General features: G+C 55.6%; 18 protein-coding genes and 1 pseudogene. 10 read left to right on the top strand and 9 right to left on the bottom strand.

Annotation, left to right across the window (positions count from 1 at the left end; genetic code table 11):
• Positions 1 to 48 precede the first annotated feature (48 nt).
• Both ACODNH_RS20010 and ACODNH_RS20005 read right to left on the bottom strand, forming a co-directional pair.
• On the bottom strand, positions 49 to 1,203 hold the full coding sequence (locus tag ACODNH_RS20010; protein WP_434531625.1) for a thiolase family protein: 1,155 nt from the start codon (positions 1,201 to 1,203) through the stop codon (positions 49 to 51).
• Positions 1,204 to 2,367 (bottom strand): acyl-CoA dehydrogenase family protein, encoded by a 1,164-nt coding sequence (locus tag ACODNH_RS20005; RefSeq protein ID WP_434531624.1) that lies wholly within the window; start codon positions 2,365 to 2,367, stop codon positions 1,204 to 1,206. It lies immediately after the preceding gene.
• A gap of 180 nt (positions 2,368 to 2,547) precedes the next feature.
• Here ACODNH_RS20005 and ACODNH_RS20000 point away from each other — a divergent pair, with 180 nt between their 5' ends.
• Entirely contained in the window at positions 2,548 to 3,438 is an 891-nt protein-coding gene (locus ACODNH_RS20000; protein WP_434531623.1) for a 3-hydroxyacyl-CoA dehydrogenase family protein, read from the top strand.
• 663 nt (positions 3,439 to 4,101) lie between these two features.
• Here the strand turns inward: ACODNH_RS20000 and rdfA are convergent.
• The gene (gene rdfA / locus ACODNH_RS19995; protein WP_434531622.1) at positions 4,102 to 4,743 is read right to left on the bottom strand and encodes a rod-determining factor RdfA; all 642 of its coding nucleotides are present in this window, start codon (positions 4,741 to 4,743) and stop codon (positions 4,102 to 4,104) included.
• 672 nt (positions 4,744 to 5,415) lie between these two features.
• The gene (locus ACODNH_RS19990) at positions 5,416 to 6,150 is read right to left on the bottom strand and encodes a CBS domain-containing protein (RefSeq protein ID WP_434531621.1); all 735 of its coding nucleotides are present in this window, start codon (positions 6,148 to 6,150) and stop codon (positions 5,416 to 5,418) included.
• Positions 6,151 to 6,366: 216 nt separating this feature from the next.
• Here ACODNH_RS19990 and ACODNH_RS19985 point away from each other — a divergent pair, with 216 nt between their 5' ends.
• Positions 6,367 to 6,555, top strand: a complete 189-nt coding sequence (locus ACODNH_RS19985) for a DUF7389 domain-containing protein (RefSeq protein ID WP_434531620.1) — start codon at positions 6,367 to 6,369, stop codon at positions 6,553 to 6,555.
• Between the two features lie 142 nt (positions 6,556 to 6,697).
• On the opposite strand, the gene ACODNH_RS19980 is transcribed toward ACODNH_RS19985, so the two are convergent.
• Entirely contained in the window at positions 6,698 to 8,230 is a 1,533-nt protein-coding gene (locus ACODNH_RS19980; RefSeq protein WP_434531619.1) for an aldehyde dehydrogenase family protein, read from the bottom strand.
• 356 nt (positions 8,231 to 8,586) lie between these two features.
• On the opposite strand from ACODNH_RS19980, the gene ACODNH_RS19975 reads away from it, so the two are divergent.
• Complete coding sequence (locus ACODNH_RS19975) at positions 8,587 to 9,138, top strand: helix-turn-helix domain-containing protein (protein ID WP_434531618.1); 552 nt, start codon at positions 8,587 to 8,589, stop codon at positions 9,136 to 9,138.
• Positions 9,139 to 9,209: 71 nt separating this feature from the next.
• Positions 9,210 to 10,730, top strand: coding sequence for an aldehyde dehydrogenase family protein (locus ACODNH_RS19970; RefSeq protein ID WP_434531617.1), 1,521 nt, complete (start codon positions 9,210 to 9,212; stop codon positions 10,728 to 10,730).
• Here the strand turns inward: ACODNH_RS19970 and ACODNH_RS19965 are convergent.
• Positions 10,724 to 12,235 (bottom strand): hypothetical protein, encoded by a 1,512-nt coding sequence (locus tag ACODNH_RS19965; protein WP_434531616.1) that lies wholly within the window; start codon positions 12,233 to 12,235, stop codon positions 10,724 to 10,726. The two genes, ACODNH_RS19970 and ACODNH_RS19965, sit on opposite strands and share 7 nt — an antisense overlap.
• A 1-nt stretch (position 12,236) precedes the next feature.
• Positions 12,237 to 12,572 carry a hypothetical protein gene (locus ACODNH_RS19960; protein WP_434531615.1) on the bottom strand — a complete coding sequence of 112 codons (336 nt, stop codon included), beginning with the start codon at positions 12,570 to 12,572 and terminating at the stop codon, positions 12,237 to 12,239.
• A 405-nt stretch (positions 12,573 to 12,977) separates the two neighbouring features.
• Here ACODNH_RS19960 and ACODNH_RS19955 point away from each other — a divergent pair, with 405 nt between their 5' ends.
• The gene (locus tag ACODNH_RS19955; RefSeq protein WP_434531614.1) at positions 12,978 to 13,502 is read left to right on the top strand and encodes a halocyanin domain-containing protein; all 525 of its coding nucleotides are present in this window, start codon (positions 12,978 to 12,980) and stop codon (positions 13,500 to 13,502) included.
• A 188-nt stretch (positions 13,503 to 13,690) separates the two neighbouring features.
• On the top strand, positions 13,691 to 14,461 hold the full coding sequence (locus ACODNH_RS19950) for an SDR family NAD(P)-dependent oxidoreductase (protein ID WP_434531613.1): 771 nt from the start codon (positions 13,691 to 13,693) through the stop codon (positions 14,459 to 14,461).
• Between the two features lie 461 nt (positions 14,462 to 14,922).
• Here the strand turns inward: ACODNH_RS19950 and ACODNH_RS19945 are convergent, their stop codons facing one another.
• Complete coding sequence (locus tag ACODNH_RS19945; RefSeq protein ID WP_434531612.1) at positions 14,923 to 15,945, bottom strand: tyrosine-type recombinase/integrase; 1,023 nt, start codon at positions 15,943 to 15,945, stop codon at positions 14,923 to 14,925.
• Positions 15,946 to 16,300: 355 nt separating this feature from the next.
• Here ACODNH_RS19945 and ACODNH_RS19940 point away from each other — a divergent pair, with 355 nt between their 5' ends.
• From ACODNH_RS19940 to ACODNH_RS19925, 4 genes and pseudogenes are all read left to right on the top strand, one after another.
• Complete coding sequence (locus ACODNH_RS19940; protein ID WP_434530228.1) at positions 16,301 to 18,040, top strand: transposase; 1,740 nt, start codon at positions 16,301 to 16,303, stop codon at positions 18,038 to 18,040.
• 332 nt (positions 18,041 to 18,372) lie between these two features.
• Positions 18,373 to 19,353 carry a quinone oxidoreductase family protein gene (locus tag ACODNH_RS19935; RefSeq protein WP_434531742.1) on the top strand — a complete coding sequence of 327 codons (981 nt, stop codon included), beginning with the start codon at positions 18,373 to 18,375 and terminating at the stop codon, positions 19,351 to 19,353.
• A 497-nt stretch (positions 19,354 to 19,850) separates the two neighbouring features.
• Positions 19,851 to 20,300: pseudogene (locus ACODNH_RS19930) on the top strand (DDE-type integrase/transposase/recombinase); the annotation flags it as partial.
• A gap of 78 nt (positions 20,301 to 20,378) precedes the next feature.
• Positions 20,379 to 21,200: a creatininase family protein gene (locus ACODNH_RS19925; protein WP_434531611.1), complete on the top strand. Its 822-nt coding sequence runs from the start codon at positions 20,379 to 20,381 to the stop codon at positions 21,198 to 21,200.
• 279 nt (positions 21,201 to 21,479) lie between these two features.
• Here the strand turns inward: ACODNH_RS19925 and ACODNH_RS19920 are convergent, their stop codons facing one another.
• Positions 21,480 to 21,776 (bottom strand): hypothetical protein, encoded by a 297-nt coding sequence (locus ACODNH_RS19920; protein WP_434531610.1) that lies wholly within the window; start codon positions 21,774 to 21,776, stop codon positions 21,480 to 21,482.
• Between the last annotated feature and the right edge of the window lie 20 nt (positions 21,777 to 21,796).

Raw genomic sequence — 21,796 nt, 5'->3', positions numbered from 1 at the left:
AATCGTGTCTGTCCCTTTTTGCGCGGCAAAAATCAGCGAGCCGCAGGCTCACGGAATCCGGAATTCGAGTGCGATCCCCTGGCCATAGCCGATACACATTGTCGAGAGCCCCCGGTGCGCGTTCCGTCGGTGCATTTCGTGGATCAAGGTTACGGGGAGTCGCGCCCCCGACGCACCGAGCGGGTGACCGATGGCGATGGCACCGCCGTTGACGTTGAACGTCGCGTCGTCGATTCCGAGCTCGCGCCGGCAGTACAGCGTCTGGCTGGCGAATGCCTCGTTCAGTTCGACCAGGTCATACTCGTCGATGGTTGTTCCAGTGCGGTCCATGAGCCCTCGGACGGCCGGGATCGGACCGATTCCCATAATCTCGGGATCGACGCCCGCCACGTTGTGGCCACCGACTTCGGCCATAACGTCCAGGCCGTGCTCCTCGGCAAACCGTCGGGAAGTGAGCATAACGGCGGCCGCGCCGTCGCTAATCTGCGACGCGTTCCCGGGCGTGACGGTTCCGTCCTCTTTGAAGACCGTGGGCAATTCGGCGAGTTTCTCGGTCGTCGTGCCCGGGCGGAGACCCTCATCTTCAGTGGCAGTGATCGGATCACCGTCTTCGTCGTGGCCCTGGATGGGGACTATCTCCTCGTCGAAGCGGCCTTCCTCGGTGGCTTCGACGGCGCGCTGTTGGGAGCGAGCACCGTACTCGTCCTGTGCCTCTCGGCTGATGTCGAATCGTTCGGCGACGGCTTCGGCCGTCATTCCCATCTGGAGCGCGTGGGTGTCGTACTGCTCGCGGATGCCGGGGTAGGAGTCGATCCCGTGGTCACGGTGGACGCGCGACATGTTCTCGACGCCGCCGGCGATGATGCACTCGCGCTGGCCGGCACGAATGGCGTCCGAGGCAGCCGCGATGGCTTGGGCCGACGAGCCACAGAGCCGATCGACCGTCGTCGCGGGCACCCGCTCGCCTAGGTCCGAGAGGAGGGCGATAATGCGTGCGAGGTTGTTGCCTTGCTCTTTTACCTGCTTCGCACAGCCCCACTGCAAGTCGTCGACGTCCTCACCTGTGAGGTCTGTTTCGGCCAACAACTCGTTGACGAGTGGGACTGAGAGGTCTTCACTCCGAACGTCGGCGAACACGCCGTCGCGCTTGCCCTGTGGGGTTCGCCGGGCAGCGACAACAACTGGGTGAGAGTCTGCAGTCATCTATTCGAATGCGGGGATACCGGTGAGGTCGTGGCCGAGAATGAGCGAGTGGATGTCGTGGGTGCCCTCGTAGGTGTACACTGTCTCCAGATTAGTGACGTGCCGCATCGGCGAGTAGTCCGCCGTGATCCCGTTGCCGCCCAGCATCTCACGGGCGATGCGGGACTGTTCGCGGGCCATCCGGACGTTGTTGCGCTTGGCCATCGACACCTGTTCTGGCCGGAGGTCACCGCGCTCTTTGAGGTCGGCCAGCCGATGAGCGAGCAACTGTGCGTTCGTGATCTGCGTGGCCATCTCGGCGAGTTTGTCCTGTTGGAGTTGGAAGCCACCGATGGGTTTGCCGAACTGCTCACGATCGGTCGCGTACTCGAGGGCCGTCTCGAAACAGTCCATCGCAGCCCCGACAGCGCCCCAGGCAATGCCGTAGCGGGCCTGGGTGAGGCAGGACAGCGGGCCCTTCATCCCCTCGACGCCCGGGAGAACGTTTTCCTCGGGGACGCGGGCGTGCTGCAGGCTGATCTCACCGGTAATCGACGCACGCAAGGAGAGCTTCTCGTCGATTTTGTTCGTGGTGACGCCGTCACGCTCCGTTTCGACGAGGAAGCCCCGGACCGGGGTTCCGTCTGTCGAGCGGTCTTTCGCCCAGACGACGGCCACGTCACTGATCGGGGAGTTGGTGATCCAAGTCTTTGCCCCATTGAGCACGTACTCATCGCCGTCCTTCTCGGCGTGTGTTTCCATGGCCGAGGCGTTCGAGCCGTGTTCGGGCTCGGTCAGGCCGAAACAGCCCACGGCTTCGCCGGTTCCGAGTTCAGGAAGCCACTTGTCTTTCTGTTCTTCCGATCCGAACGCGTGGATGGGATACATCACGAGCGCGCCTTGGACGGAGGCCATCGAGCGCAGGCCCGAATCACCGGCTTCGAGTTCCTGCATGAGCAGCCCGTAGGCTGTCTCGCTCAGATTCGGCAGGCCGTAGCCGTCCAGGTTCGGCGCGTAAAAGCCCATCTCCCCCATCTCGGGGATGAGATCCATCGGGAATGTGCCGTCGATCCAGTGTTGGCCGACGTCAGGTTTGATCTTCTCGGCGACGAACTCGCGGGCGGTGTCGCGTACCATCCGTTCTTCTTCCGACAGTTCGCTCTCTAGGTCAACATAGTCGAGCATACCATACAGGTTAGAAGCAATGACATTAATAGTTCGGTCCGGAGTCCGTCTGGGCGGCTCCCACCAGATACACGTCTCGCCTTCGGACACGTAGAGAAACGTTTGCCGCTTTCTCTTTGGCTCACCGTGTCACACTACCAGTGAGAAACGCTTTTGACCGCACTCTCTGAGTACGACAGTATGCAGGTCGCAGTACTCGGAGCCGGTAGTATGGGTCACGGAATCGCACAAGTCTCAGCGATGGCTGGACACGATGTCGTCCTCCGCGACATTGAAGATGATCTCGTGGCCGAGGGTATCGACGGTATCCGTCAAAACCTTGCTGAGGGCGTCGAGCGCGACAAGGTGACCGACGCAGAGATGGAGGCCACGCTCGATCGTATTTCCGGGACGACGGAGCTCGGCGACGCCGTCTCGGACGCCGACCTCGTTGTCGAGGCCGTTCCGGAGGACATGGATCTCAAACAGAACATTTTCCAGGACGTCGAAGCCTCGGCGCCGGACGACGCTCTCATTGCCTCCAACACTTCCTCGCTCTCGGTCACGGAGATGGCGTCCGTGCTGGAGCACCCGGATCGGACCGTCGGCCTTCACTTCTTTAACCCACCGCATATCATGGACCTGGTAGAGATCGTCGTCGCCGAGCAGACCAACGACGAGACGGAGGCGCGTGCGATCGAATACGTCGAGGGGATCGAGAAAGAAGCCGTCGTCGTTCGGGACAGCGCCGGCTTCGCGACCTCGCGGCTTGGCCTCGCGCTCGGACTGGAAGCGATTCGCATGGTTGAACAGGGCATCGCCAGTCCAGCGGACATCGACGCCGCCATGCGGAAGGGATACGGCTATCCCATGGGGCCGATCGAACTCGGCGACCACGTCGGCCTCGACGTTCGGCTGCACATCGCCGAATACCTCCGCGAGGAACTCGGCGAGCGATTCAAGCCACCACAGGCGCTCCATCGGAAGGTGCGCGCTGGCAACCTCGGAAAAAAGTCCGGCGAGGGCTTCTACGTCTGGGAAGACGGCGAGAAAGTCGGTATGAGTGGTCACTGGGGAGACGATGATGAGTAAATCCCTCGCCGACCGGTCCTCCGAACTGCTCTCGGTAACTCTCGGTACCCACGCCGAGCGCGTGGCTACGATCGTGATCGAACGCCCAGAAGCACGTTACGGACCCTGAGTGAGAGACAGTCGGGACAGTTGAGTACTGGCAAACGTAACCGATCCATTGAACAGCAGGAGACGCTCCAGGACCTTCAGACGGAGATGTCAGAGAGCGTCGGGGGAGCAATGGACTATTTCGGCGGGGCTGGCGAGGATGCTTCGGCCGAGACACTCGACAGGTTCAACCCATTTATTACAGGAGTGTCGTGTCCACGGTCATTAGTAGTCTGGACGCCTTAGAGCACGTCCAAGACGTCGACTTGTGAGTCCACCTGGAGTGATGGTGATAGGCACGCGTAGCGTCGCCGGCAACACAGCACTGAGATGGAGACGGCGGCCCTCTCTCTGCTGAAATCCATGGTGAATCGGATAGAATATCGCTAAGTGTGATATATTTGATGGTAGCTCCTCAAGATATGTGTATGTTTGTGTTAATTCATTCTTTTTCTTATCTTATTAGACTAATATAGATGTATAAAGTATAGACCCACCACAAAGCCGCTAAGAACATAGCTCGTATTCGGGCACTCGGTCGTAAGTAAATGACGGATGTTTCGATATCTTGGTTACTCACTCGGCTCCGTTGGGACAGTCACACTCCCCCTGTAAAAGGAGGTCTCCAATGTTGTATCCCTGTCCACAGTCTGTACACGTCACACTAATATCAACGAAAACTTCCAACTCTCCTGTCGATAGCTGATCTGTTTTACTGAGGCGCGAGACCGTATTGTCCGTAACAGCAAGTGTTCGACTTTGAAGACGCCGGATCGTCTCAAGAGCTTTTTCAACCTTTTCAGCCCCCTCTGGTTTTTCAAGTTCAGCGTTATGATACTCAGTGAGATATGTGTGGACTGATTGGTGGGTAACAAAGTTGGATTGCAATTCATCCACATCCACGCCGCTGTGTTCTAACTCCGACCTAGCATCCGCTTTCACACCTGCACTAACGTCTCCAGTCATGTTTTCATACTTGCGTTCAACCTCGCTCTGGATCGGATTATGGCCATTATTAACCAACATTTCACGCAGCAGACGTTTGTTGAAGAGGTCTGCGAGATCACGGAGGCTTGTTCGTTCACCTTCCTCTCCCGTCCAACGAGCTTTCAGTTCTTCACCAAGCCCATCTAAGTCATACTCTTCGATGATGCGACCGACTTTGAAACTAGTCGGGCTGCGCCCGGCATCACCGGTCTCGTCGTTTGTTTGGGGCATATATTCTAGTACCCCTATGCCATTCATACAGTTGTCGGCAAGGCAGTATCCAGTCTGACCCAGCAGTGGAAATGTATAGCTACTGAGTTAGTCAGTACGTTGAGGTGCTTGTCGGACATCTCGTAGGTTGGCCATAGTTGCCCGATGCTTCAATTTCATTCTCACGAATTCAACGGGAAAGTCTTCACCAGCGACTATTCTCTCGCTATGTCAAAACCCCATCCATCGAGTCGACAGACAAAAATTGAGCAGGACAGTTCATACCACTGACAACCCGTACAAGTCGAACTGACTGGTGAGTGCGAACACTCGTCGATGGTGACGGCAGATAACACGCTGACGCTGTTGAAGAAGGAAACCAGAATCGGGTAAGGAGGAGTCGATATGGGGTAGCGTGGTGTCTGAGTGGCAACACTACAGAAAACCTTCGCAATCCGACGATATAGCCACCGATACAACATGAAGGGGTGGTTGAGAGCTAATCTTGAGTGATCGCAAGTCGACGATTCGGCCAAATACACGCATTACAGTCTTTTTAAACCCACTATAGCCTCAACTCCCGGACACGAACAGTAGTTGAGACAGGCAGTCTCAATACATGAGTCCAGCCAGTTACTCTATACGTCGTCAAGCGGTATGATTCTCAGGACAACCTGCTCGTGATTTCAGGAGTCACACTGAAGAGAAGTATGACTGGCCGAAACGGAGTAGATCTCGATCAAACTCGTCTGGATTGTCGACTCGAAAGTGGAAGAGCTGATTTCGCATATCCCCGATTTCAAGCACTAACTCACGAATCACATCCTGTTGATCATCGAAAAGCGATTCAAATTCCTCCCAGTGAATAGAAATGAACTGGGCATAGTGTGCGTAGCTACAATGTTCAACCGACGCCGGCGTTGGCAGTGGATGATCATCATCAAATGTCTCTGCTAACTGCTCCGACAGCGAATCGCCAAACACTCGCATGAAAATCTCCCGCAACTGCATTTCGATCGACTCAATCAACAAAAATGGCTCGAGCATTTGTTTTAGCCGCGTTAGAAGATCGTAGTCAGTCAGAATACGCCACTCATCGTCTCGATTGATCACGATATATGTGTATTCCGCGAGTGCATCGAATATCCCGAGGAGGTTCTCATCCTCACTGATTGTGTGTGCATCTTCAACTGCTGCCCCGACTGATATCTTGTCCAGTGTTTTGTGCCCGACCTCTAGCTGGTGGAACGCAAGGAGTGTCCGGACGACTGACCGGTAGGTGACAATCCCAACTAATTCGCCATCCCGCTCAACACCGATTTGCGTGTAGCTATTCTCAAACATCCGACGAAGCGCCGATTCAAGCTCAAGATCGTATTCGACGGTCTGGAGTTGGTTATCGATAGGTAAATCTGCGACTGTGTACATCGGTGCGTAGAGGGTTGACGCGTAGATAACTATGTGTTTCCGTATGTATCAAAGGTGCGCGCACTCCCGCAAGTCCTCTCGTGTAGGTATCTTTTGTGTCTTGGGTCTTCAACCGCCACCTATCGAGTGGTTGGATCCTGCCTCCGGCTCAAACTCCGACTCCGAGTCTGGACACGAAGCACACTCAATGCTGGCCTGGACCTCGTCAGCTCGTGCATGGCAGACCGACCGGAGGGAGGCTCGGCTGAAACGAGGAACCAGGACACGAGACGAAGACACTGTAACGATCAAGGGGAGGGTGAGACTGTTGAGGAGACGATTGCAGAGTTCCACACGCTCTTAGAAGAGCACGAGCAGGAGGTTAGTGGTCAGCTTCGGGATGCTCAGCCCAAACAAGACGGGTAACGTCCTGTAATAATACATTTTTGCGTTTGTCGACAAGTAAGCACTTGTCAGGTTTCCGTGGTTGCAGGTCCCCCAGAATGGGTAAACTCGTCTGATTGGTTACTTGTACTCACTCTGTCGTGTATTGAATCATGGTAGAGAATCAACCGAGGTTGACGTTGATTGCCTTGGTTTGGGTAAACTCATCGATGGCTTCCATGGCGTTCTCGCGGCCGGAACCGGACTGCTTGTAGCCGCCAAAGGGCTGGCCGGCAGAAACGTCGTTGTAGTGGTTTACCCAAACGACGCCAGCTTCGAGGCGGCGCGCGGTTCGGAGCGCCTTCGTGATGTCATTTGCAATGACACCGGCAGCCAGTCCGTAGTCGACGTCGTTGGCCAGTGCAACCACGTCGTCCTCGTTACTCCAGGAGAACGTCTCCATGACGGGGCCGAAGATTTCTTCCTGAACCGAGGGGTGGTCGTGGTCGATGTCGTCGATGATGGTCGGTTCGTAGAACGCACCGTCAGCGAGCGACTCGTCGTCGGGCTTGTGGCCGCCTGTTCGGATGGTCGCACCGCTTTCGCGGGCGGCTTCGACGAACTCGTTTGTTCGTTCGACCTGCTCGTCAGAGACTTTCGGCCCCATGTCTGTCTCTTCCAGTAGCGGGTCACCGACAGTCATGCCCGCTGCGGCGTTAGTGAACGCCTCGAGGAATTGCTCCTCGATGTCCTCGTGGACGAACAGTCGGGAGCCGGCAGCACAGCACTCGCCTTTGTTGAAGAAGATGGCCATCATCGCCGCCTCGACCGCCTCTTCAAGGTTAGCGTCCGGATAGACGATGATGGGGCTTTTCCCACCCAGTTCGAGCGTTGTCTTCTTGATGTCCTCTGCGGAGCTGCGGATAATCTCTTTGCCGACTTCCGTCGACCCTGTGAAAGAAATTTTGGGCACGTCCGCATGGGTTGAGAGGGGTTCACCGGCATCTTCACCGTAGCCGGTGACGACGTTGATAACACCGTCCAGAACCGTATCGTCGACAAGCTCCATCAACTGCAGAATCGACAGCGGCGTCTCCTCGGACGGTTTGAGGACCACCGTGTTACCGGCGGCGATGGCAGGACCGAGTTTCCAGACCGCAATGAGCAGCGGGAAGTTCCAGGGGACGATCGCGCCGACGACGCCGTACGGTTCCTTGACCGTGAGAACCTGTTTCTCACGATTGAAGAGGTCGTTCGTCTGGCGCGTCTCGCCATTGACGTTGCGGGCCGCGGCAGCGTAATAGGTGAGGTGGTCAATGACAAGTCCCATGTCACCCATCGCTTCGGTAATCGTCTTCCCGGTGTCGAGTACTTCGAGCGTCGCGAGCATCTCCTGGTTCTCTTCGACAGCTCGCGCCATATCCGAGAGTACTCGCTGGCGCTCACCCGGTGATGCATCCTTCCACCCTTCGTCGAATGCTTTCTGTGCCGCCTCAACGGCGGTGTCAATGTCGTTTGGGTTTCCTGCTGGCACCTCACCGAGCACTTCACCTGTCGTTGGGTCCCTGGTCTCGATTCTGTCGTCGCTGTCGCCACTGACAAACTCACCCCCGATGTAGTGGTTGAGGTTGTCCGGGACCGCGTCTGAAGCGGCCTCCCGGTGACGTTGTTTGATTTTACTATCCGCCTCTGTGGAATCGTCACTGGCTGTACTCATGATAGGGCAGTGTCAACATTTGCCATGCGATAGTAAATAGTTAACTGAAAATACATTATACTCCAATATCAATGCGACGTAGAAATGAGACTATCACATTTTTCTCTCAGTCGGTGTATTGTATAACTACAACAACCAAGGCGAGATATGATACTTTTATTTACACTTGGGACCGTAAAATGGTTCTAAATCACTTCATACTGGGATACACAAGGAATTTATTATTGTGTTTATTCATATATTTTCGCCTATAGCATAGGTGGAGAACATTTATTGCGATTGCGGACCGTAAAAAGAGATAACAGAATACAATGATCAACGGGAACGATTTCGAATTCGATCTTTCACCCCGCGATGTGGCTATACTTAAGGCGAGGGTTAAATATCCTGAGAAGCCTGCCAGTAAACTTCGAGACATCTTGGAAGAAGAGTTCGATATCTCACTTTCACACAATCGGGTGAACGAAATTCTAAATGAGATGCGCGACGAGAATGTGTTCTCGATGCGTGCAATCCCGAACCACAACATCTTCGAATACTATCTTTTCCAAGTTGCCTTTCATTATTCGAATTTTGATGAGAACTGGGAGAGATGCTACGAACGGTTACTTGACGACCCACACGTAATATTCTTCGTCAGCGCTGACGACTACCACGAGTGGCAGTTCGTCGCACAGTTTGCCTCACCAGAGCAGAGTGAGGCGTGGCGTCACGACTTTGTCAAGGAATACGGTGACTTCATCGCGCAGATCGACAAGACGGCGCTCCCGGCAGTCCACAAGTTCGAAACGGCGGCAGCCATCTTTAACGACTTGCTACGTGACATGGGAGGTGAGGAGTATCTTGGGGATGTAGAACAGGACCCCGGCGAGCAGGAAGAGACTGACCGAGTCTCGGTAAACCAGTGAAACGCTTATTCTGGTTGCTTACCGAGTGTGTGTAAGGACACCACTGTATCCCATGTGTCAGCAGGGTTAGAATGGCATCACATACAGAGACAGATTCAGCGCGAATCAAAGACCGGCACGCAGCACTCGCTGATTCGTTGCTCCCGTCGGGGCCGCTCAAACACTTTGTCGGTGGCGAGTGGATTACTGGAAGCGGCGACAACACGTTTGAATCGATCAATCCGACCACGGGTGAGCCGCTCGTTCGGGTCTACGAGGGAACCAAAGAGGACGTCGACCGGGCGGTCAACGCCGCTTGGGAGGCCTACGAACAACGGTGGGCAGGAGCCACGCCAGCGGAGCGACAGCAGGTACTCCAGACGCTGGCCGACCGACTCGACGCGCGCGCAGAGGACTTTGCACGTATCGAGGTCTTAGACAACGGAAAGCCGATTACAGAGGCCCGCGAGGATATCGAACTCGCCGTCGACCATTTCAGATATTTCGCCGGCGCTGCCCGAAATATCGAAGGCAAAACCGTCCCGAACGGTGAGTTACACGTTCAGACACGTCGAGAACCGTACGGTGTCGTCGGACAGATCGTCCCCTGGAACTTCCCGCTGTTACTGGCCACCTGGAAACTCGCGCCGGCACTCGCCGCCGGCAACACGGTTGTGCTTAAACCAGCTGAGCAGACCCCTACCTCCCTGCTGACGTACATGCGCGAAGTCGAGGACGTATTACCCGATGGCGTGGTCAACGTCGTCACAGGGTCAGGCCCAGCGACCGGTGCGCCGCTGGTCTCTCACGAGCGGGTCCCGAAGGTGGCCTTCACCGGGTCGACTGAAGTGGGACAAGGCGTAATGAAAGCCGCCGCGAACACGATCAGTGATATCACACTCGAACTTGGCGGCAAGAGTCCGCTCATCGTCGCGCCAGACGCAGCCCCGACCAACGCAGCGGAGATCGCTGTCGATGCGATGTTCTTCAACAGTGGCGAGTGCTGTAGTGCTGGGACCCGGCTGTTCGTCCACGAGAGCAGCGCGGACGAGTTCGTTGACGCGTTTCTCGATGCCATCGGACAGCTCCGGATGGGTGACCCGCTCAACGAGGCCACCGATATCGGTCCACAGGTCAGCCGTACGGAAGTCGAGAAGACACTCCATTACATCGGCCTGGCAAGAGATTCCGATGCGGACATTCTTTGGGGCGGCGGAACCGCTGAAGAGGGAATCCTCGCCGAGGGGTGTTTCGTCGAACCGACCGTCATCGCTGACATCGATGCCGACAACACAGTCGCGACACAGGAGATTTTCGGACCCGTAGAGGTTCTGCTCGAATGGGACGACTACGACGAGATGGTCGCACGCGCGAACAACGTCGATTACGGCCTGGCTGCCGGTGTGGTGACTGATGACCTTTCCTTTGCTCACCGCATCGCAGCGGACATCAAGGCCGGCAACATCTGGGTCAATACGTTCAATCGTCTGCCTGCCGGCCAGCCATTCGGTGGCTACAAACAATCCGGCATCGGCCGAGAAGGTGCGATGGAGACACTCCGGGAGTACACCCAGACGAAATCGATAACGATGGATCTGGGCGAAGATCAGTAGCCGCTGAGGTTGAATTCGCCCATCTGCGTGTAGGTCGTAATACCCGAGGCGTGTGGAACTTCGTCAGTTGGGGCCTCCATCAGAAGCCAGAAGAGGACTTCCTCACCCTGGATCGGTTCGTCGTCAACGTACTGCGCGGGGTGGTAGAACCCAAGTTCTGCCTGCACGTCGTCGATAACGCGCAACGCCTCCCCGATTTCATCCTCTTTAGGCCGGACAACCACGACTTCCTTCAAGTTATCCAGCGGGATGTCGATAGTCTCCGGTCCGTCTGGGTTCGTAAACCGGAGTAAGTGCTCTTCGCTCACATCGTTACTGTCGAGGTAGAACTCGCTTTCGGGGATCTGCCACTCATTGCCGTTGAAGAGTTTCGTTTCGACACCGTCTGTGGTCCCGGGCGTCGGTTTGGTCAACCAGTTTTCTAGATAGTACTGCGCCGGGCCGTCGTTTTCGCGCTCGCGGTACTCGTAGAACTCGTTGACGTAGCCAGGGCCATGCCGTTGGAACACCGGCATGAAGACGCCGTCCTCGTAGAACTGGTAGTTGATGTAGTAGTTGTATGGTGCGAAGCGGTGGCCGGAGTGGAAGTCACGAGCGTTCTGGACGGCTCCAGTGTGATAGTGGGTGCGAATGTTGAACCCACCCGGACGGCTCTGCGTCGAGGGATACTCGGTCTTTCCGAGGATTCCGGGGCCGCCAAGGCTGAGGCTGTGGATGTCCCAGTAGAGGAGTTCACCGCTGATGGTCGGTTCATTGTCCGGGAACATCCACTCACGGGTATTTCGACCGTTGCGCTTGGGCATGTCATAACAGGTTGAGGTACTGAACGGCGCGGTCAACGAGAAAACCGGCTTGCCGTTAAAGTCCGCGCTCACCTCCGCACCGACTGTCCGGGGTCCGCTCCAGTTGATCGACCAGCCGTTCTGTTCGAACTCGTTCGGCGGCTCTTCGATGCGGTGGTAACCGTTGGGGGCCGTAATCTGTGGCCGTTGCATCATCGGCGGTTCCGGAACTTCGCCCAACACAGATTCGCCTACGGTCCCGGTGTTCTGGGCTATCCTGTATGCCGGGTGCTCAGCGAAGTCGTTGACTATGTGAACGTCAAGCAACTCGGCTTCCTCGCCGGTTACGTCCATGAAGCCGCTGACAACCTTGAGCTCACCCTCGTCCATCACGAAGTACGCAAGGTTGGAGACTTCACCGTGGGCGTAGTCGCCGTAGCTGGTGATTATTTCGGCGGCCTTGACCATCGGGTACCACTCTTTCCCTTCGAGATGTTGCCAGATCTCCTCTTTCTCCAGCATCTTCTCGTGGCGCGACCGCTGGGTCTCGTCCCAGTCACCTCTGGTCCAGGTCACATCGGTCGGTTCGTTAATTTTCAGGGCGACAAGCTCGTCGGTTACCCGATGGACGAGTCCGTAGGCAACCTGGCGGTTCTTTGCAGTTACCTCAAATGGCGTGTCGTCGGGACCCCCGTCGACGGTCATCCCCGTGGTTCCTTGCACGCTAACGGCATCTACGCCGGTTAGTCAAGGGATCGTACGCCTCGAAGGACGCGACCCAGTCGCTGGCAACGTCGTTGACCCGTGGGTCGGAGACGAGCGCCTCGACAGCTTGGCGCTTCCGGTATGCCCACAAATCTTCGAACCCGAAGTCACTCACATCGCGGGGGCCGATTCGTCGCGCGGACGTGATCCGATCATCTGGTTCAGGCGGCTCGGAGGGTTCATCATCGGTGTCGTCCGTGGTCTGGCTTGATACCGATGCCTCCGTGGGCGTGCCGTCGTTACCGTCATCACTCAAGCTACACCCAGCGAGTGAGACACCCGTTACGACACTCATCGCGGAAATAAATTTCCGGCGGCTCGACTGTCTAATTTTATCATGGAGGTCATCGCCTGTCATAGTCTAGCACATTATGGTATTAGCTGTAACTTATATATTGGGGTGATACTAATACCCCAGCTCTCATGCTAATGTTGACCAGACAGACAGGATCTTACGGCGCTTTTTGCCGACGGTATCCCTAACCTTGGCATGCAACCTCAGTTTCAGACGGGAATCTCACTACTCGGGCGAAGATACGACTGTCTGAGACTAGGTTTTGTCGACAAGTACGCCACATAGCGGCAAAAAGCTCGAAAAATCAAGTTCACACTCTAATACAGGGGCCCAATATCTTCTCAGAGTATAATTCATCCACCATAACCTATATTTGGGTACTCTCGTTTGTGCACACTGTTGACAATGACAGGTCCATACAACCGACGAACACTTCTTCGGACCGCGGGGATCACAGTTGCTGGTACTATTGCCGGTTGTAGGGGCGATAGCTCGACGAGTAGTAACACGGACGAAGCCAGTGACGACACAGCGTCGCCGGAGCCAACATCCGCCGACACGCACGCTGAGTCAAACGGTGCTCCGTCCGTCGACGAGTTTCTCTCCCGGACGGACAACTACGACGGGATCATCGACGAGACTGGCACCGATTCCGTCACGGTCGACGTCGGTGTCGAGGCAAACGGGGCGTACTACGGCTTCAACCCAGCAGCAATCCGTATCGACACCGGCACGACGGTCAAATGGGAGTGGACCGGTCAGGGTGGCGTGCACAACGTCGAGGCACGGCACGGTGCCGACTTTGAGAGTGAGCAGAAGTCGTCGGCTGGCGAAACGTACACACAGGCCTTCGAGGAACCCGAGATGGTTCTATACGTTTGTGTTCCCCACGAAGGAGTCGGAATGAAAGGCGCCATCGTCGTCGAGTAGACCTCCACTTTCCCTGAGGTCGACCCAAGGACGTTGGCACTGGGGATTCAGGCCGTGACGGGGTCTTTCCAGTGAATGAGTCGTTCGCCTGAAACAACTATTCGGTAAGCGTCCAAATTCAACAGACCCAGCAGGTCAGAACTTACCTATATCTATATTGGTTGTTTATATCTAGCGGAGGTTCACTTATGGACCGATTTACCGACAAGACAGCGCTCGTAACGGGAGCCGGATCAGGAATTGGACGTGCAACAGCTGAGCGCCTCGCCAGCGAGGGTGCGAACGTCGTGGTCTCTGATATCGATGACGATCGAGGAGAGGACGTGGTTGCATCCATCGAAGCCGACGGTGGGTCTGCCACCTTCGTATCAGCCAACGTTGCTGACTCTGAAGCGGTCCAGCGGGTAGTTGAGGTCGCTATCGATACGTACGGAAGTCTCGACATCGCCCACAATAACGCTGGTATCCTCACCGGCTTTCAGGACATTACTGATATCGATGAAGACGACTGGGAACAGCTCATAGGTATCAATCTAAAGGGGGTCTGGGCGGGGATGAAAGCTGAGTTGCCCGTGATGGAAGAGCAGGGCGGAGGAGTTATCGTGAATACAGCCTCCGAAGCAGGACTCGTCGGGATGGGTGGACTCGGCAACTACGTCGCCAGTAAACACGGCGTCGTGGGTCTCACGAAGACGGCCGCCATCGAATATGCCAACCGAGACGTCCGTGTCAATGCGATTGCACCCGGGCCAACGGAGACGAATATCCAGGAGACAATGGCAAGCGGATCGGACCCTCGTGAGTTACCGTTCGATACGAGTGCCATGTCGGACGTACCGATGGGCCGCAACGCCGATCCGGCCGAAATGGCCAGTGTAGTGGCGTTCCTCTGCTCTGAGGATGCCTCCTTCGTGACTGGCGTCACGATACCAGTTGACGGTGGCCAGGCGGCTGATTAAACTCTCCTCAGCTGATTTCGTCGGGCGAGACACATATATCCTGTATGCACTGGTGTAACAGTCTCGATAGGCGGAGTACGAAACCTATTGCACGGTACATTGATGAATATCACTGAGCAAGTGAGTGAGCGGCGGGTCGCTGAAAGAAATCAAATTGTTGTGCTGACTATATTCCCTGTATCGATTATGGACCGTTCTGCCAGTACAAAACAGTACTATATCTTGGTTCCATGCCTGATGACACACAACGTCTCGGCCGCTGCCCTAACTGCGACGAATGGATCACAAGTCCGTGGGTTCTGGTTGAATACGAGCGAGACGACGGTACAGAGGGTATCTGGGCAGAGTGTCCCATGTGCGGAGGCGTCGTTGCGCCGGAGTAGTCATGATGTTCGTCCTGCGCATCCTCCTGATTGTGCTAACTAACAGCATGGGGATTTTAGATATCTGAGTTGGCTAGTTTACTCGCCGGAGATGATGTCGTTTGCTTCGTCGCGTGTCCGTTTCGCGGCCTCCTGTGCATAGCCCTCGTGCGTTGTCTCGATGGACTTGTGCCGAAGTACGTCTTGGGCCAGCTGTGGATTCTCGCGATAGATTTCTCGCCCAAGCCCTCGGCGGGCGCCGTGTGGCTTCAGCGGTTCCTCGAACTCGCAGTCGGACCACTCACAGAGGTCAGCCAGTATGTTCCGAGCAGACTGTGTTGTGATCGACGGCGTCGGGTCCATTGGCTTCGCTGCGTTGTCGAGCCTAGGGAACACGGCCTCGTCTTCATCAGGCTCTCGCAATTGCTTCCAGCGCCGGAGTGGGCGAAGCGCGTCGTCGAGAATCGGCGCAGACTCTCGGGTGCGATTCTTGCCGAACACCTGCATCGTGCCAGCATCAAGATTGACGTGACGCCACCGTAGACCGTTCCGTTCCTCGTCATCGGAGACGGCCACGAGTTCAGCGCTACGGGCTCCAGAGTAGGCGAGCAAGAAGACGAGTGCCTGGTCGCGATAGGCCGCCGTGCGGTCGACACCGTCGCTTTCGCCGGCGTCGTCGACACGAGCGGTCGCAGTGGCACAGATGGCTTCACGGTCGCGTGTCGTCCAGTACTGTTGGTCAGTTTCTGTCTCGTCGGTTGGAAGCGGGCCTTCGGCGTGGTTGGTTTTAGCTGGGTTCGTCGGTATCAGGCCCTCGTAGACGGCCCACGTAAGGAACGAGCGGACGTAGGCGAAGTACCGCCGTGCTGTTTCCGGCGAGATATCGTTCCGATCATCGGCACGGCTAGCTTCACGAGCGTATTGTCGACAGAGATCGTCGTCAATCTTTTCTGGACTGGTAATGCCATGCTGGTCTCGACTCCATGCCACGAACTTCCGCAGCACGCTCGCGACGTTTGTTCGGTAACGTCCGGAGTCGATATCGACCAGTCGTTTCTCGATGGCTGCTTCGAGGGCGTCATCCCCGGGAGTAGCGTCGTACTCAGGCGGAAGACGATTCATGCTTCCCATACAGCGGCGGTGCGGGTAAAACTGGTGGTGCTTATTGAGGTAATACAAACCTAACTCGCAAACCCGAATATCGGCATTTCAGCACCTTCTATGCTGCTTAGAATAGATATACTGATATTGATAAAGTGTATATTGCTATACCGAATTTCGTTTCTTTGGAAGTTCACGTTTTCGGGATCTCAAATTCTACCAACCACTAGACTGCTGACAATTCCTTTGCGTGGCGGTATCGATTGCTGAGACAGCTATGAGTTCAACAGAGATCTGAACCAGTCGATTTGGCGACCAATGTGACGATTTGAAACCTCTCGGTGACGGGCTCAGAACTACAATGACTTCTGAGCAGATGTCGGCAGGTGACGACGACGCCCCCGCGCTCGCGGGGGCGATCGTCTATCACGCTGGGGAAGTCTGTGAAACCGTGGATCATCTCTGGCGTGTCCTCGGAGAGGTTTCGATTCCAGTTGACGGGCTTACCGACCACCGCCAGCAACACAAGGTCGCAAACGGCACTGAACCGATGGCTCGGGTGTATCTCTACCAGGAGATCTACGACCTCGCCCAGAGCGAGGTCGCAGATCGCCTCGAAGATCGCCCATCACTCCTGAAGACGCTTGATTTGGACAAGGCACCGAGCCAGCAATCACTCTCGTACGCGTGGACGCAGTTCAGCCAACAGACCAAACGGACGCTCAACGCGGCAGCTACAGGTATCGCACAAGAAGCCGTCGACCGCGGCGTCATCTTGGAAGCACGAGTACCAATCATCCCAGATGAAGACGATATCGAAGAAGACGGTAATGAACCAACCGTAACACGCGAACACATTCGAAAGCAGGGGAACAAGATCGTCGAGCTCGCCCGAAGGCACGCCTTCGGCGAGTTCGACTCCAACAGGGCCGATAACAGAGTCTACGAGGACGAACAGATCCTCGATCTGTTCGCCTCGGCATGTCTCACCCAAGGAAGTGCCCACTCCGAGGGTGAAGCTGGCTGGTTTCTCGACGAGAACGATGCCTGTGACGACTCGACGTTCCTCCGAGTAATCAAGCAGTTCGCAATGCCGGCTGATCAGGAAGTCTCTGTCCCACTCCAAAAGCAACAGATCGAGGATATCGTCGCGTTCACCGAGGTATTTCGCGAATATCTCATGGACGCGTTCGACACCGCGACCGAGAATATTCTTCAGACGATTCGGTATGAAGATCCATTCGACGACCGCCACGTCGTGGCGGCCGTCGATTTCACGCACGTCCCCTACCACGTCTGGCCGTGGATCGATAAGGACGAACAGATCCCGAAGTCGACGTACCCGCCGATGGTAAGCGGGTACGTCGACGACGGTGAATTGAAGCACGGCTACACGTTCGCGACGATCACAATCGTCGGGAACGATGTTCCGATCATTTTGGGGATTGAAGGCGTCAAGGAACACTCAGACTGGGAGCCAACTGAGACGCCCGCTGACTCGAAAGCAGACGTCGTTACGCGTCTGCTTTCGAGAGCCCAGCAGTACGTCGATCTGGACGAAGTGCTACTGGATCGTGGCTTCTACGCCAGAAACGTCCGTGCAGAGATTAACAGTCGTGGACTGTTGTACACGATGCCAGTGGGGAAATACGAGTCAGATTACAAGGCAATCAAGCGCATCAAGAGCAAAGATGGGGTAGACGCCGCTGTCAACCACGACGTCCCCGTCGGGATAGACGGGGACGTCGACCATACCGCAGAATATCTGTACGTTCCAGCCACCAGTGACGACGCTGACGGTGAGTATGCCGTGTTCGTAACTAACCGCGATCACGTCGATCCCGACGAGATCGCTCACGTGACGAACAGCTACAGCCGTCGCTGGGATATCGAAAACCAGTACAAGTCGGTGCAGTCTTACCTTCCAAAGACCTCCTCAACAGACTACCGAGTGCGGTTGTTCAACTTCACGTTCGCGGCGTTATTGTACAACCTCTGGCGACTCACCGACTTTCTGGTGAAGATCGGCATGGAGCGAGAAATCAGGTCGCCGCCAGTCGTGACCGCCAGGACGTTCGTCCGGGCGGTCGGTCACTCCCTTCGAAAAGCCGGGTGAGAAGGCGTACTGTTTCTGTTGCTTGCCTGCGGCAAGCCGCAGGCTTCGCAGTCTGAGCACGATATCGGCCATTCCCTCGCCCCCCGCTGTCACTCCTCGCCAGCCAGCAACCGATGCATAGCATCTCCGCAAGGACATCTCAAACTCCGTCTGATTCGACCGCTATTCGTTTGTAGACGCTCTATATCCCGAAAACGTGGGAAGTTGAGACTACAGCGGGTTTCGTAGATATTTGATTCGCAGTGTCGAACGGGGTAGGACTCATCAACTTTGCGTCAATCCATGTTGGCAAGGTCGAAACTGCAATCATCACAGTCTCATTCAAACGATTTATGAGAGTTATCGAGGTTCGTGAGTACGGAACCCCTACCGTACTTCAAGTGGCAAACCACGAGCAACCAGCTCCATCACACAACGAACTCCGGATCGAAGTCAAAGCCGCAGGGGTCAACTTCGCTGACGTGATGCACCGTCGTGGCACGTATCCCAGCGGCCCTTCTCCCCCATATGTACCTGGGTTTGAGATTGCTGGATTCGTTGATTCTACCGGATCTGCTGTTGAAGCATTCGACAGTGGCGAGAGAGTCGTTAGCTATGTTGCAAGCGGGACAGGCGGCTATGCCGAGTACGCACTCACCAAACCTGTTCATACATTCCACGTTCCCGATTCGGTTTCGCTTCATGAGGCAGTGGCGGTTCCTATTCAATTCCTTACTGCACATAATTGCCTGTTTGAGTGGGGAGGTCTCGATGAAAATGACCAAGTCCTCATCCATGCAGCAGCTGGTGGTGTCGGTACCGCAGCCGTACAGCTTGCTCGGGAAGCCGGTGCAGAAGTGTTCGGCACAGCAAGCACTGATCTAAAGCTCGGCCGTATTGATGCCCTCGGCTGTAACCATTGCATCAACTACGAAGAAACACCGTTTGTCGAAGCGATTGATACATTGACCGACGGAGAGGGCGTTGATCTCGTACTTGATGGCGTTGGCGGGGAAGTCCACCACAACAGTCTGCGGGCACTCGCCCCGTTTGGGCGGTTGGTCGCCTTCGGTGTGGCGAGTGGTAAGGGAACGCAATTAAATTCCAGTGGGTTACTCACAAAGAATCTTCAAGTCTATGGCTATCACTACGGCGGTGCGCTCGCAGAAGCCCCTGACCGTGTCCTCGATCCTGCTGACGGTATTCTGCAGCAACTCGCCAACGGAACTCTTGAAGCTGTGCTTGATAACACTATCCCACTGGAAAAAGCCGCAATGGCTCACCAGCGACTAGAAAATCGGACCAGCGTCGGGAAGATAGTGCTTACCCTTTGAAGCGAAATATACACACCTATGTTGCAGTTGATCCCCCCGATCTCTTTGCGATCATCCTGATCTTCTCACGGCATATACATTGAGACGACCGGTCTCAACTACTGTGAGCCCATAGAAGCTGAGACTACAGCGGGTTTAGAGGGCCTGTAATGCGTGTATTTGGACGAGCCGTCGAGTGGAAACCGCTCCAGACTTAGCTCTCAATAACTTGCTCAACTGACAGTAGTACTATGTGTAATTCCTACGATATTATTACGGAATCTTATACCCGGGGTTTCAGACGTCTCAGCGGTTGCGGTAGGTCAATGATAACGTGACATTGGTACGTGGTGAGTCTGTCAGCCGTGACGTGACAACTGGAGTCGACGACTGTCGGAAATCCACCTAGGCGGGCCAACGCTGCCGCTGGTCGTCAGGAACCCCTCGTGAATCAGGGGATTTTCTGGTGATCCGAGTCGTTCAGTGCCCTTACTCAGAGTCGGGCTCAGCCGAACGATCTCCATCCGTCGCGAATAGCGATCGACGAGAAACAAATCCAGGTTGACGGCGAAAAGAAGTGGCTGTACGCCGCCGTCGACGTTGATTCGAAGTTGTTGCTCGAAGTCGACGTGTTCAGCCGCCGCGGGACTGACCCCGCGGCGGCGTTCCTGCATCGGCTCACTCAGAAACACGATGTCGCCGAGACAGAATTTCTCGTCAATGCTGGTGGCTATCTGACTGCACTCTGACGTCACGATTTGGGCGGTCGGCTTGACTATCGAATCCGGAACTACATCGAAAAGTGGTTCGAGACTGCCACCATACGAATCGACCGCTTTCATTCCTTCTGGAGGGGCAGTCAATCTAGCGCGAAACAGTGGCTACGACGCTTCAGACACCACTACAACCACGAACGACCGAACCAAGCACTTAACAGCAAAACGCCAGCTGAGGCAATCAAGAACTAAACAGTGCCCTTCGATAAAACTATCAATTGGGATATATTTTTAGACAATAATTTAGGTCAAGTTACACTATTTACTTGCATGTCAGTCTCACGAAGACTTGACGAGTTACGGCACCCCGAGGTCGAAGCATATCTTGAGGATGCAGAGACCCCAACGGCTCTGATTCCTGTTGGGACAACTGAGCAGCATGGTGACCATCTCGCCATGGGGACAGATGCGTTTATTCCGACAGAAATCTGCGAACGGATCGCCGAAGACACTGAGGCACTCGTTGGCCCGCCGATCAACTACGGTGCCTCGGATATGCACGCTGGCTACGAAGGGATCACATACCTCACGTATCGTACCTTAGCAACGGTTGTGAACGATATCGCGTATTCCCTCGCGGAGAGTGGCTTCCAAGACATAGTGTTTATTTCCGGGCACTTAACCAACGATTGGGCAGCAAAAGTCGGCGCCAACCAAGCATCACATGCCCTGCCTGAGGAGCACTATGTGTACGCATTCCCGTACTGGGATGCCCTCAGTGGTGAAGATATGGAAGAGTATCTCTCCTTTGACGCCGGTTGGCACGCCAACATCGGTGAGACAGCAGCAGTCATGGCTATCGATGAGGGACTGGTTGATCTTGAGAACACATCTTTCGACGACCCTGACCTTCCAGACGATATCGAGAACCCCGGTGCATTGCTAGATCATTTGCTTATCGGCAAGGGAGCATTCTACCGGGTCAGTGAGACCGGCGTCTGGGGCGATCCGAGTGAGGCGACAGCGGACCTCGGTGAGGAATACTTCGAGAACATTACCCACGCCGTCGCCGAACTCATCAATACGTTTCAAGACGTTCGGGAAGAGGTCTACCAGCGCCAACGTCCAAACCGTGCTCAGAAAGACTGGTAGCCGTCAAATATCTTCTGAATAACTGAACCAGCCAGTAGCAGCGAAAGCGAGTCGTCAACGCTTGTGGGGTCGTCTGCCACCAGTGTGACGGCGAGTACCAGCAGTTTGCCTACTGGTCGCGGAGCAAGCGCTGTTCGTATCGTTGCGTGAGTAATAGTCCGGACCCGTCCGTGTTGACTTGCCGGGTCATCGTGTCCGAGTTATTTCGCCGACACATGCGTTAGCCGGGCAGGTCGGACACACGTTCCTCTCGCTCCCGATTACGACGTTCCACACCGCTTATGAGAGCTGCGGTAGGCCAGCGTAGACGTACCGATCGTCATGTCGTTCGCTGTACTCGTATGCTGTCTGCGGCTCAATGCCCCACGACAGAAGCCGGTCATCGATATTGACGACGATTGTCTCGACAAACGAATCGTACACCCGCAGCGTGGGTTCACGCCGCGTATGCTTGATCTCGTACCGACCAACCGTCTGTTCGGCTTTGATGTCCGCAGCCGTGCAAGGGATTCTGACCCGAAGGTCAGTCCGTAACCGTTCTCGGACGCGGGCCCTCGCCGATGAGAAGTCACTCACCGAGTCGGTCAACGGCGTTC

The organism is Haloarcula sp. NS06, assembly GCF_051122755.1.
GTDB lineage: Archaea > Halobacteriota > Halobacteria > Halobacteriales > Haloarculaceae > Haloarcula.
Note: the sequence above shows the minus strand (reverse complement) of the source record. Positions and strands in the feature narration are given on the sequence as shown.